Source organism: Variovorax atrisoli 110B (assembly GCF_000382045.1).
Classification (GTDB): domain Bacteria; phylum Pseudomonadota; class Gammaproteobacteria; order Burkholderiales; family Burkholderiaceae_C; genus Variovorax; species Variovorax atrisoli.
The window spans coordinates 41,514-54,267 of sequence record NZ_KB907467.1; the positions used below are offsets into that span (position 1 = coordinate 41,514).

The following is a 12,754-nucleotide window of genomic DNA, read 5'->3' on the forward strand; positions in this document are numbered from 1 at the left end:
ATGCCAAGGCGATCGAGACCTCCCATGAATCGCCCCTGCGGATCCACCGTCCTGCGGGCCCCGCGCCGCGTCGTTGAAGGCGATCCGTTCCTGTTCGGCGAAATGACGGCATGACGGCGATCACCCCCGTGCCCGGCGGCTACGCGGGCGTCCATGCCGACATCGTCTCGCTGCTGGAGGCTGCGCGCCAGGCTGCTGCACGCAGCGTCAACGCGCTGATGACCGCCACCTATTGGGAAATCGGCCGCCGGATCGTCGAATTCGAGCAGGGCGGGCAGGAACGCGCCGCCTATGGCGAAGCGCTGATCGAGCGCCTGTCTGCGGACCTCTCCACGCGTTTCGGCCGTGGGTTCAGCCGGCAGAACCTGTGGCAGATGCGGCTTTTCTATGCCGCCTGGTCCACGGCATGGGTTCCGTCGCCGTCCTCCGCCCCGGCGCGCACCCGCCGGATTCCCCAGACACCGTCTGGAGAATCGGTTTCCGCCCGCAAACTCCAGACGGTGTCGGGGACATCGCCCGACCTGCAGGCGATCGCCCAGGCCTTTCCGCTTCCCTGGTCGGCCTACGTGCGCCTACTGTCGGTCAAGAGCCCGCAGGCGCGCGCCTTCTACGAGACCGAAGCCCTGCGAGGCGGCTGGTCGGTGCGGCAGCTGGATCGCCAGATCGGCAGCCAGTTCTACGAACGCACCGCGCTGTCCGCCAACAAGGCCGCCATGCTGACCAAGGGCGCGGTGGCCGAGCCCGCGGATGCGCTCACGCCCGAGCAGGCCATCAAGGACCCGTTCGTGCTGGAGTTCCTCAACCTGAAGGACGAATACTCGGAGTCCGACCTCGAAGATGCCCTGGTCCAGCACCTGGCCGACTTCCTGCTGGAGCTGGGCGACGACTTCGCCTTCGTCGGCCGGCAGCGGCGGCTTCGCATCGACGACAGCTGGTTCCGGGTCGACCTGCTGTTCTTCCATCGGCGGCTCAAATGCCTGCTGGTCATCGACCTGAAGGTCGGGAAGTTCAGCTACGCGGACGCCGGGCAGATGCACCTGTACCTGAACTACGCCCGGGAGCACTGGATGAAGCCCGGGGAGAACCCGCCGGTCGGGCTGATCATGTGCGCGGAGAAAGGTGCCGCCGAAGCCCGCTACGCGCTGGAGGGCCTGCCCAACAAGGTGCTGGCGGCCGAATACCAGACCATGCTGCCCGACGAGGCGCTGCTCGCCCAGGAGCTGGACAGGACACGGCGCGAACTGGAGGCACGGCAGCACAGGCGCACCGCGCCCGACTGATCAGGCTGTGGCCCGTGCCGTCCGTCGGGGTGGTCAGCGCGGGTGGCGCCGCTGGCGGAGACGATCGTGCGAGCAGCCGACGGACAATCGAAGCCATCCTCGATCCTCGACGTGGAAGAGACCATTGATCAGCGAACTCAAGACCTTCATCGCCGTCTGCAAGCACGGCACGTTCGCGGCAGCGGGCGAAAGAATCGGCCTCACGCAGTCGGCCGTCAGCAGCCAGATCAGGCGGCTCGAGGAGTCCCTGGGCTTTGCGCTGTTCGACAGGACCGGTCGCTCCGCCACGCTCAACGAGCGAGGCCAGGGCACGCTGGAGCGCGCGAAGGAGATCTGCGCGCTGTACGAGAAACTCGGCGACGCGCCGGACGACGCCTCGTTGAACGGCCTGCTGCGCATCGGCGCCATCGCCTCGGCGCAGCCGACACTCCTGGCGCGTGCGCTCGAGCGGCTGCGCCAGATCCATCCCAGGGTCCGCGTGCATGTGGCGCCCGGCGTGTCGATGCACCTGATGGACGACCTCGACACCGGCAAGATCGATGCGGCACTGATCATCCGGCCGCCGTTCGGCATGCTGCCCGACCTGACATGGCAGCCGCTCGTTCAGGAGCCCTTCGTGCTCGTCGTGCCGAATGCGGTCCGCGGCAAGGACTGGCGCACGCTCATCCAGACGCAACCCTTCCTGCGCTACGACCGCGCGTCATTCGGCGGCCGGATGGTGGAAGGCTTTCTTCGTCGCGAAGGCCTGTCGGTCAACGACGCGGTCGAGATCGACGAGATCGCGGGGCTGATCCACCTGGCGTCGAAAGGGCTCGGCGTGGCCCTCGTCCCGCTGGTGGAGGCGCACGTGCCGCTGCCGCCGGGCGTGCGCGCCGTATCGCTCGGGGAATTCACCTTCTACCGCGAGATCGGCCTGCTGCGCCGCAAGCCTCGGCTGACTCCGCCCATCGTGGCGCAGTTCGCGGAGTGCCTGCTCGAGGCATCGCAGACGAGGCCGACAACGCAGGCACGCAGGAAGAAGACGCCGGCTCCGCGCTGAGCGTGGAACCGGTCCGTGCCTCGCAGCCGACGGGCCGCAGGCACACGACGCAGGTGATCCTTCGCTCAGTCGCCGAGCCCTCGGTCCTTGGCGTACCTCGTCGGCTTCGAGCGAAACGCCACCAGGCTCACTTGGCGAACAGCGACCCGAGATCCGCGAAAGACTTCATCTCGATCGCGTTGCCCGACGGATCGAGGAAGAACATCGTCGCCTGCTCGCCCACTTCTCCCTTGAAGCGGATGTAGGGCTCGATGACGAACTTGGTGCCGCGCGCGATCAGCTTGTCGGCCATCGCCTGCCACTGCTCCATCGGAACGATGGCACCGAAGTGGCGCACCGGCACATCGTGGCCGTCCACTGCGCTGCTGCTGCGGTGGCCGCACTCGTCGGGTGCGAGATGCGCCACGATCTGGTGTCCATAGAAATCGAAGTCGACCCACTCGGGGGCGCTGCGGCCCTCTGGGCAGCCGAGCAGTTCGCCGTAGAACGCGCGCGCTTCCGCGATGTCGCGGACCGGAAAGGCCAGGTGGAAGGGGATTCGAGTGGTGCTGGAAGTCATCGTGAATGCCGGTGGGTTGGAAGCAGGTCACTGTAGGAAACTGCACCAACGATGAAAAGCAATATGTTTTGCTTGTGAGCAAGATGAATTTCGATGAATCGAGCATCGACACCATCCATCGGCCGTGTTCCTTCTACTCGCTCAAATCGCCACTGGACCGCTGAAACTTCGCTGCCGATGACTCGATCTTCAGCACCCTAGCCTCCGAGGCCTTCGGAAATTCGCTTGCGACGATGCCCATCCGACTACTTGATCCGCCGCAGGAGATCCTTCGTTTTCTTCTTCGAGGTGAAGCGGTTGCGCAGATCGCGCAGCAGGACCGGCACCAGCTTCCACGCCGATGCCCCGTCGAGCCCGCGCGCCGGGGCGAGGTTCAGCAGGGCGATGAACAGGCTCATGTAACCGAGTATCGCGACCGCGACAGGGAACACGGGCGCGGCGCCGAGTGGCGTCGTCTGCGCCAGCACGATCAGCGGTATCGCGACCGCCAGCTGCACCAGCACGCCGCCCCAGGCGACCAGGGCGGCCTCTCTTACGCTGCCCGGCTGCTCGTAGACGCAGACTCCGTGAATGAAGGTCAGGTAGATGTCGGTGGCCGGATAGCCGAGCCGCCTGGCCACGAGCGCATGACCTGCCTCGTGCAGGAGGATGACCAGAAAGTACGCGGCGACGGCAACGAAGGCGTGGAGCGGTTGCCGGATCAATACGCCGAGCAGCACGCCTGCCGCGACGAGCGCCGACCAATGGACATGCAGCCGTGCGCCCAGGATCCGGGGCCTGCGGAGAGTGATACAGCCGCGCATATGCATGTGCTCCTCCGTGTTCGAAGAGCGCGATTCTAGAAGCGGCTGCGCGACGGCAGGCTACGGCTGGGCTGCAGGCTCGACAGCCGTCCAGACAATGCAGTTTCTCCCGCTGCCCTTGGCACGGTAGAGCGCGTCGTCCGCCGCCTTCGTCAAGGCTTCGAGCGAGGTGTGATTCGACCGGCGGACCGTGGTGCAACCGATGCTCACGGTCACGGGTGGCAGGTCTTGGTTGCCGTCGCGCAGGCGGGAACGCTCGGCCTCGACGCGTATGGCCTCGGCGACCTGCATGGCACCCGATTCGTCCGTGTCGGGCAGAACCACCACGAACTCCTCTCCGCCATACCTCGCCGCGAGATCGCCCCGCCGACGGACGTGCCTTGCGATGCAGGCCGCGAGATGCTGCAGCGCGACGTCGCCCTGGGCATGCCCGTGCTCGTCGTTGTATCGCTTGAAATTGTCCGCATCCACGAAGAGCACCGAGAGGCAGCTGCCGCTTCGCTGCAGCCGGTCCCACTCGTTTTCCAGCGCCGCATCGAGTGCGCGCCGGTTCTTCAGGCCCGTGAGCGGATCGGTCTGGGTCAGCTCCCTCAGGTGCTCCTCCGCCATCACACGGCCTCGCAAGGCGAAGGCGAGGAGCCACACGCCCGCGCAGAAGGCGCTGCCCACCAGCAGCGACGAGAGGCCCACGATCCACGAGAGCTTCTTCCACGATTCCAGCGCGTCGTCCATCGCGGGTGCGACCACCGCGATGAACGGCGTCCCGGGTACGCGCCGGAAGGTGTACAGGCGAAGCGTCCCGTCGATGACCGACGGGGCCGCATAGAAGCCCGACTCCCGATCGAGCATGCGCGGAAAGGTCGGCGACTCCTTGACGCTGTATTTGCCCATGGCGGGCGTCCGCGCGACCAGCGTTCCGTCCGTTCGCACGATCGACGCCACGCCATGCGGGCCGATGTCGAGCTTGTCGAGCAGCTGCGTGAAATACTCGAGGTCGATGGCCACGAGCGCCGTCCCGGCGAAGGCCCCGTCCGGACGATTGATCCTCCGGCTCAGCGCGACGGCCTCCACACCCCCGCGCGAGCGGGCGCGATAGGCCTTCGACACATAGAGGCCGACCTCGGGAGAATCGCGATGCACGGTGAAATAGTCCCGGTCGCTGAAATCCCACCGGTGCGTGCTGGAACAGCAGCCATCGATGAGCCGGCCCTTGTCGTCGGTGACGCCCATGCCGGTGACGTAGCGGGCGGACAGTGTGGAGCCGAACAGCAGTTCGTGCCGGACGTCCGGCTTCAGGTCGCGGATGGCGGGCTTGTCCAGCGCAGCGATCAGCATGAGCAGCGATTGATCCGCCGACTCGATGGTGCGCGAGATGTTGCCGGCGAGGACGGCGGCCACGTTCCTCGACATGCCGTGCGCATGCTCGATGGCCGTCTGGCGGTCATTCCACAGCGTGAAGGCGCTGATGGACAGCACGACCAGGGTCAGCAATGTCCCGAGCGCACCGACGACGAGCGGGTGACGGCCCGCCGATGTGGCAAGTCTCGAAGAGCTGGCGCGAGGGGGCATGAGGATCTCTTGGCGATGGACGGCGCCGGCGCTTCCCGAGTCATCGTCTCCCGGGTATCGATGCCTGAACCGACTCGCATCTCTTCGCGGGGCGACGGGAGAACCGGCTTGCCGCGACATCGCCTTCTCGGGGCCCGCATCGCGCTGTCGGTCGTTTATACGTGCGACTCGGTTGGTTGAACTAATCAACTACATGCGCCGAAACGACAAGGGCGTACCGGGCCTCATCCGTCGCCATGGCACGAAGCCGGCATCTGGCCAGTCTATCGACGGATTTCAGCGCACCAGGTCCTGGAATCGGTAGTACGCACCGACGATGGGAAGAAACCAGGGCTTGCCGAAATGGCCGGGGATCGCCGGCCAGTCGAAGTCGCGCCATGGATTCAGGTCCGCACGGCCGTTCATCACCTCCGCCATGATCGCGCCCATGTAGGTCGACATATGGGTGCCATGGCCGCTGTAGCCCATGGAATAGAAGAGCCCGTTGCGCTCCCCGGCGCGGGGCAGGCGGTCGCGCGTCATGTCCACCATGCCGCCCCAGCAGTAGTCGATGCGGGTGTCCCTCAGTTCGGGGAATAGCTCCACGAGCGAGCGGTGCAGGATGGCGCCGCTCTTCCTGTCCGAGGCGGGGTTGCTCGCCGCGAAACGCGCGCGGCCGCCGAACAGGAGGCGGTTGTCGGGCGTGACGCGGAAGTAATTGACGAAGTTCTTGGTGTCCGTCGTCATGCGGCGCCGCGGCGTGAGGCGGTCGAGCACCTCGACCGGCAGCGGCTCGGTCACGATGATGAAAGCCCCGACGGGAACGATCCGGCGACGGATCCAGCCCAGAGGCCCCACGGCCGAGGTGCCGGTCGCCAGCAGCACCTGCCGGGCGAGGATGCTGCCGCGAGGCGTTTCGACCCGATGCGCCGAACCGCCCTGGCGTTCGAGGCCGATGACGGGCGTGTTCTCATGGATGTGCACGCCGCGCCTTGCCGCCGCCACGGCCAGGCCGTGGCCATAGCGGCCCACGTGCATGCCGGCGCTCTTGCGGAAAACGAGGCCGCCGAAATAGCGATCGGAGCCGATCTCGCTGCGCAGTTCTCCCCGCGTGACCATGTGGGTGTCGGGATCGCACTCCTTCTGCATCAGCGCCTGCGAGCGCGCAAGCTTGTCGTAGTGCGCCGGCTTGGCAGCGAGCTTGAGCTTGCCGACGCGCCTGAAGTCGCAGTCGATGCCTTCTTCGGCGATCAGCGATTCCACCTTGCAGACACCCGCGTCGAACGCGCGATAGAGCATGTTGGCGCGCTCGCGCCCCAGCCGTCCCGCCAGCGCGCAATAGTCCTGCGCGAAGCCGTTGTTGCACATTCCGCCGTTGCGGCCGGAGGCGGCGCTGCCCACGGTCGCAGCCTCGAACACCGCGACGCTCGCCCCCTTCTTCGCCAACGCGATCGCCGCGGACAGCCCGGTGAAGCCTGCGCCCACGATGGCGACATCGACACTGCCGCTGGGCGCCTCCGTCTGCCCGCCGGTGAATCGGGGGGCTGTATCGAGCCAATAGGGCATCAGTTTCATGGGCGAACTTCCGGCGCCTTCGCAGACGCATGCGGGTGGATCTGAGGGTCAACCGAACGACTGGTTGGACAGGGCGAACAGGCGCGCCTGCGCATCGGTATCGAGCGAGCGCGACGAGGCTTCGCGCACCATGCCCACGGCATGGTCGACGCATGGCAGGCCCGATTTCTCGAGCCACGTGGACAGGCCGCCGGCTTCCGTCACGTCGATGCGCACGAAGCGGCCACGGGCGCTGCGCGCGAGCGCGACGACGAGGTCCGTTGCATCCGCTGCGGCGTCGGCGCCGGACGCGACCACCGGTCCGATCACCAGGCCGCGACCGAACTCCCGCATGCAGGCGTAGGCCGACGCGCCATTGCCATGATCGAGGACCACCGTCGTGCACACGCGCAAGAGCGCATCCAGCAAGGCGCTCCTGTCCATTCCCGTGGCGGCGAGATCCAGCTGCCGCACCTTGGCGGCATCCGCCGCATGCATCGAGCGCACGCCTGCCGGCGCGGCTGCATGGGCCAGGGCGACTTCTCCGGTCATCACGGCCTGATGCTGGAACACCCGGCCTCGGGCAGCGAACCCGAACCGGGCGTAGAGCGGCAACCCTTCCCTGGTGGCGTTCAGCAGCACCGTGCGGTCGCACGCGGCGTCGAGCAGATGCTCCATCAGGGCGCGGCCCAGCCCCTGGCCCTGCATCTTCGCGTCGACGATGATCATCCCCGCCGAGGCATGCGCCGGACCGAAGGGCCACCACATCGCCGTGGCGACCAGCCGCCCGTCGGCTTCCGCCGCAAAGCCATGGCCCAGTTCGAAAGCGAAGCGCCAGTCGGCCTCCCGATAGGGCCAGCGCAAGGCAGCGGATTGCCCGAGCGCCTGCGGCAGGTGGGCTTCGCGCAGCGCTGTCAACTGCGCGCCGATCCTGGGCATGGGCGTGCGAAGGTCGCTGGAAGTGCCGAAGACCATGGCGCCTCCTAGAAGTCGGCCACCTTCCCACGGGCCGAAGCCAGGAATCTGTCGGGGTGGTAGGGACGGGGATCGACGAGCGGGGATGCGCCGCTGACGATGTCGGCGATCAGGTGCCCGGCGCCAGGGCCGATGCCGAAGCCGTGGCCGCTGAAGCCGGCGGCCAGCACGAGCCCGCGCAGGCTCGGCATTTCGCCGATGCCGGGGACGCCGTCGGGCGTGCTGTCCACATAGCCGGCCCAGGCCGCGGTCACCGAGCTGTCCGCCAACGCCGGCACCAGCTCGACCGCGCGCCTGTACGTCAGGTTGACGGCCGAGGCGTCGGCCTTCGGATCGAGGATGCGCATGCGCTCCATGGGCGTCGTTTCGTCGAGCCGCCATCGGGCGAAGCCTTCATGGCCGCAGCGGATGCCTTCGAGCCCGCCAGGTGCGAGATTGCGCCAGCGCCGCTGGAACATCGGCAGGAACTGCGGCGCGAAACGCAGCAGCTGCGGCGTCGGGTCCACACGCCCGCGTCCGCTGATGGCCAGCGTGTAGCCGCCGTCGGCGCGGCGCGTCATGGACACGCCAGTGGTGTGGAGCGCTGCGGGAACGTCCTTGCCCGAGGTGGTCACCGACAGCGCCGTCTGGCGGATCGCAGCCTGGGGAAAACGGATGCCATATTGGCGACAGAACGAGGATGCCCACGCGCCGCCGGCGAGCACCGCGACCCGGGTGCGGATCGTCCCGCTCTCGGTGACCACCGCGCAGACCTGGCCGCCTTCGGTTTCGAGGCCGCGCGCCGCGCAGCCCTGGTGCACGGTGCCGCCGAGCTTCATGAAAGCCCGCGCCACGGCCGGTGCGGCACGCGAGGGGTCGGCGGTGCCATCCGTCGGGGCGAAGACGCCGCCTTTCCATGCCTTGCCGGTGGCGTGACCGCGCTGCGCGGCTTCACCCGCGCTCAGCATGCGCGTCTGCACATTCACGGAGCGTGCGAACTCGCCCCAGCGCGCCCAGCCGTCGAGTTCCTTCTCGCTGTTGCTGAGATAGAGCAGCCCGCATCTGCTGAAGCCGGTGACTTCGCCGGTGTCCTGCGTGAATCGCTCCCACAGGTCCAGGCTCTTCGTGGCCATCGGCAGTTCGCGCGCATCGCGGTTCTGCTGCCGGCACCAGCCCCAGTTGCGGCTCGATTGCTCGGCACCGACGCGCCCCTTCTCGACGAGCGCGACCTTCAGGCCGCGCCGGGCCATGTAGTACGCGGCGAAAACCCCGATGATGCCGCCGCCGATCACGACGGCGTCGGCATGCGTCGGCAGTTCAGGACTGGATTCGACGGCGGATAGAGGCGCAGGCATTCTGGGTATGTCCCTTGGACGTCAGTGAAAACTTGAAGGCATGCTCGATGGCGATGGCGGTCGATGCCGGAAAGCGATCAGTAGCCGACGATCGCCTTGGTCTCGAGGTATTCCTCGAGGCCGTGGACGCCGTACTCGCGTCCGTTGCCGGAGCGCTTGTAGCCGCCGAACGGCGCGTGGCTGTTCCATGGCGGATAGTTGATGTGCACCTGGCCCGCGCGCAGCTGCGAAGCCACGCGCCGCGCCCGCTCGCGATCGGCGGACTGCACGGCGGCGCCGAGTCCGTAGACCGTGTCGTTGGCGATGGCGATGGCCTGCGCTTCATCCCGGTAGGGCATCAGCACCAGCACGGGGCCGAATATCTCTTCCTGCGCCACGCGCATGTCGGGCGTCACGTCCGAAAAGACCGTCGGCCGTGCGAAGTAGCCACGGGCCAGGCCGTCCGGCCTGCCCGGGCCGCCGCAGACCAGCCTGGCGCCTTCTTCGATCCCGCTGGCGATCATCGCCTGCACCCTTGCGTACTGCGCGGCGTTCGCGATCGGCCCCATCGATGTCTTCTCGTCGCGCGGATCGCCGAGCCTGATGCCGGCAACCGCCGCGCGGACCAGCGACTCCACCTCGGCCAGCCGCGACGCAGGCACCAGCATGCGCGTCGGCGCGCTGCACGACTGGCCCGCATTGCGCATGCCTGCCAGCACGCCCTTCGCCACGCCTTCCTCGAAATCGGCGTCGTCGAGGAACAGGTTCGGCGACTTGCCGCCCAGCTCCTGCACGACGCGCTTGACGCTGACGGCCCCCGCCTGCGCCACGAGCACGCCGGCACGCGTGGAGCCGGTGATGGAGATCATGTCGACATCGGGGTGTGCGGCCAACGCAGCGCCGACCACCTCTCCGGTGCCGCCCACCAGGCTGAAGACGCCGGCCGGCGTGCCGGCGTCGTGCATCACCTGCGCGAAGAGCCGCGCGCTGAACGGCGACAGCTCGCTGGGCTTCAGGACGACCGTGCAGCCGGCGGCGATCGCCGGCGCGACCTTGGCGGTGACCTGGTACAGGGGCCAGTTCCACGGCGTGATCAGCGCGCACACGCCGATCGGTTCCTTGGAGATCGCGAAGGCGCCCTCCGGGGAGAGAAACTCGTATCGCCGCAGCACTTCGATCTGCGCGCGCACGTGGGCGATCCCGAACGGCACATGGGCCGTCCTCGCGAACCCGATGGGCGTCCCCATCTCCGTCGTGATCGCTTGCGCGAACTGCTCCGCCCGCTCTTCCAGCAGCGCGAGGATCCGGCCCAGCAGCGCCATGCGCTCGTCGACCGTGCTTCGAGAGAACGAGCTGAAAGCGCGGCGGGCCGCGGCGACGGCGAGGTCCACGTCCGCCGATGAGCCGGCCGCGACATGCCCGACGACCGCCTCGGAGAACGGATCGACGACGGCTATGCGTGGCGCTTCCGCGCGATCCTGCCAGCGGCCGTCGATATAGAAGCGCAGGTCGTCGCCACTGTCGCCGACATTGCCGCCGACACTGCTGATGCCGCCGGCGCCGCGGACGTTGTCAGTTGCCGTCATCGGGTTGCGCTCCACCTGCAGTTCGTCCGTTCGGAGGGAACGCGGCTCAAGCGGTCACCCACACCTTGCGCACGGTCTCGATGGTGCGCCAGGTTCCGACGTAGCCGGGCTTCATGATGAAGCAGTCGCCGGCCCGGTAGGTGATCGGCGCGTGGCCCTGCTCGGTGATCTCCACCACGCCGGAGAGGATCAGGCAGAACTCCCAGGTCTCGCCCTTGATGGAGTGATTGAGGCCGACCGTCGATTCGAACACTCCCGCGCGCACCTTGCCGTCTTTCGCGCTGTCGACGTCCCAGTTGCGGCACACGATGTCGCCCTCGATGACCCGCTCCGCCGGCGGACGGTATTCGCGCGGCGCGCCGAGCTTGTCGAGTTCGAAGGGGATGAGAAGCCTGGACATTGAAAGCCTTTCTTGAGGGTCCGATGCCGATCAATGCTAAGGAAAACACTGCCGCATCGATGCTGAACCACGCAGGGCTAAAAGCGGGAAATGTGCGTTTGCAGGGGCCTCTTGGTGGATCGTGCCGCAGCGCCGGTTCGTCACCGGCCGCGCGGGTTCATCCAAACTTGCGAGGTGCTACAGCTGCCCCTGGCACACGTACTTGATGTGCATGTAGTCCTCCAGGCCGTGCACGGAGCCTTCTCGGCCGTAGCCCGATTCCTTCACGCCGCCGAAAGGTGCGGCCTCGGCGGCCAGCGCGCCTTCGTTGATGCCGACGATGCCGGTCTCGAGTGCGTCTGCCACGCGCGAGATGCGGCGCACGTCCGTCGAATAGAAGTAGGCGGCAAGGCCGAACGGCGTGCCGTTGGCCGCGGCGATCACCTCGGCTTCGGACTCGAAGCGCGTGATCGGCACGACCGGCCCGAACGTCTCTTCGCAACTGCATTCCATGGTCGCATCGGCGTTCACCAGTACGGTGGGCGCGAAATAGTTGGGACCGTCGCAGCGCGCGTCGCGAAGCCGCTTGCCACCGACCACGACGCGCGCGCCCCTGGCGACGGCGTCCTTCACGTGGCGCTCGATCTTGTCCACCGCACGTGCATTGATCATCGGACCGATCTGCGAATCGGCCTGCGTGGCGGGGCCCACCTTGAGCGCGCCCACCCGCGCCACCAGCCTGTCGACGAACGCATCGTGCACGCGGGCCTGCACGAACACACGGTTCGGCGACACGCAGGTCTGGCCGCCGTTGCGGAACTTGGCGGCCATCAGGCCGTCGACCGCCGCATCGAGGTCCGCATCGTCGAACACGATGAAGGGTGCGTTCCCGCCGAGCTCCAGCGAGAGCTTCTTCAGCGTGTCGGCCGAGCGGCGGGCGAGGTGCTTGCCCACGGGCGTCGAGCCGGTGAAGGTGATCTTGCGCACGCGCACATCGTCGAGCCATGCATCGACCACTTCGGGCGTGCGCTCCCGCGAGGCGGTCACGATGTTCAGCACGCCGGAGGGAACGCCGGCCTCGGCAGCCAGCTTCACGAGCGCGAGCGAGGTCAGCGGCGTGTCCTCGGCGGGCTTGCACACCACCGTGCAGCCCGCGGCGAGCGCTGGTGCGATCTTGCGCGCGATCATCGCCGCCGGAAAGTTCCACGGCGTGACCGCGGCGACCACGCCCACCGGCTCGCGCAGCGCGAGCATGCGGCGGCCCGCCACCGGCGCGGGGATGATCTCGCCGTTGGCGCGCGTCGCCTCCTCGGCGAACCATTCGATGTAGCTGGCCGCATAGGCGACCTCGCCGCGGCCTTCGGCCAGCGGCTTGCCCTGCTCGCGCGAGATGAGCCTGCCGAGGTCTTCCTGGTGCGCCATCACGAGGTCGTTCCAGCGCTTGAGGATCTGCGCGCGCTGCTTGGCGGGCACGGCGCGCCAGGCGGGAAAGGCCGCGTGGGCCGCATCGACGGCAGCCCGTGCATCGGCGGCCGTGCCGTCGGGCACGCTCGCGAAGATGGCGTCGGTGGCCGGGTCGCTCACGTCCAGGCGGCGTGCGTCGGCGGCTTCGCGCCAGTCGGTGCCGATGAGCATGCGGCGGGGCATCAGGTCCGGGCGTTCGATATGGAGAGGCATGGTGGTTGTTTGATGGTTCTTGAGAGGGAATGGGAACGTGC

The 12,754-nt window shown here is 67.8% G+C and carries 11 protein-coding genes; 2 read left to right on the plus strand and 9 right to left on the minus strand.

The window, feature by feature from the left end:
* The first annotated feature begins 110 nt into the window (after positions 1–110).
* Both G369_RS0131470 and G369_RS0131475 read left to right on the plus strand, forming a co-directional pair.
* A complete protein-coding gene (locus G369_RS0131470; RefSeq protein ID WP_019658060.1) occupies positions 111–1,280 on the plus strand; it encodes a PDDEXK nuclease domain-containing protein in 1,170 nt (389 codons plus the stop codon).
* Between the two features lie 124 nt (positions 1,281–1,404).
* Positions 1,405–2,319 (plus strand): LysR family transcriptional regulator, encoded by a 915-nt coding sequence (locus tag G369_RS0131475; protein WP_019658061.1) that lies wholly within the window; start codon positions 1,405–1,407, stop codon positions 2,317–2,319.
* Positions 2,320–2,446: 127 nt separating this feature from the next.
* Here G369_RS0131475 and G369_RS0131480 read toward each other — a convergent pair whose 3' ends face one another.
* The 9 genes from G369_RS0131480 to G369_RS0131525 all read right to left on the minus strand — a co-directional run bounded on the left by G369_RS0131480 (position 2,447) and on the right by G369_RS0131525 (position 12,713).
* On the minus strand, positions 2,447–2,878 hold the full coding sequence (locus G369_RS0131480) for a VOC family protein (protein ID WP_019658062.1): 432 nt from the start codon (positions 2,876–2,878) through the stop codon (positions 2,447–2,449).
* A 245-nt stretch (positions 2,879–3,123) separates the two neighbouring features.
* The gene (locus G369_RS0131490) at positions 3,124–3,687 is read right to left on the minus strand and encodes a zinc metalloprotease (protein WP_157773835.1); all 564 of its coding nucleotides are present in this window, start codon (positions 3,685–3,687) and stop codon (positions 3,124–3,126) included.
* A gap of 54 nt (positions 3,688–3,741) precedes the next feature.
* Entirely contained in the window at positions 3,742–5,250 is a 1,509-nt protein-coding gene (locus G369_RS0131495) for a sensor domain-containing diguanylate cyclase (RefSeq protein WP_038116484.1), read from the minus strand.
* 276 nt (positions 5,251–5,526) lie between these two features.
* Entirely contained in the window at positions 5,527–6,804 is a 1,278-nt protein-coding gene (locus tag G369_RS0131500; protein ID WP_019658066.1) for an NAD(P)/FAD-dependent oxidoreductase, read from the minus strand.
* Between the two features lie 48 nt (positions 6,805–6,852).
* A complete protein-coding gene (locus G369_RS0131505; protein WP_019658067.1) occupies positions 6,853–7,758 on the minus strand; it encodes a GNAT family N-acetyltransferase in 906 nt (301 codons plus the stop codon).
* An 8-nt stretch (positions 7,759–7,766) separates the two neighbouring features.
* Positions 7,767–9,092, minus strand: coding sequence for an NAD(P)/FAD-dependent oxidoreductase (locus G369_RS0131510; protein WP_019658068.1), 1,326 nt, complete (start codon positions 9,090–9,092; stop codon positions 7,767–7,769).
* A gap of 77 nt (positions 9,093–9,169) precedes the next feature.
* On the minus strand, positions 9,170–10,657 hold the full coding sequence (locus tag G369_RS0131515) for an aldehyde dehydrogenase family protein (protein WP_020723397.1): 1,488 nt from the start codon (positions 10,655–10,657) through the stop codon (positions 9,170–9,172).
* Between the two features lie 46 nt (positions 10,658–10,703).
* Positions 10,704–11,057: a cupin domain-containing protein gene (locus tag G369_RS0131520; protein WP_019658070.1), complete on the minus strand. Its 354-nt coding sequence runs from the start codon at positions 11,055–11,057 to the stop codon at positions 10,704–10,706.
* A 177-nt stretch (positions 11,058–11,234) separates the two neighbouring features.
* Positions 11,235–12,713: an NAD-dependent succinate-semialdehyde dehydrogenase gene (locus G369_RS0131525; protein WP_019658071.1), complete on the minus strand. Its 1,479-nt coding sequence runs from the start codon at positions 12,711–12,713 to the stop codon at positions 11,235–11,237.
* Between the last annotated feature and the right edge of the window lie 41 nt (positions 12,714–12,754).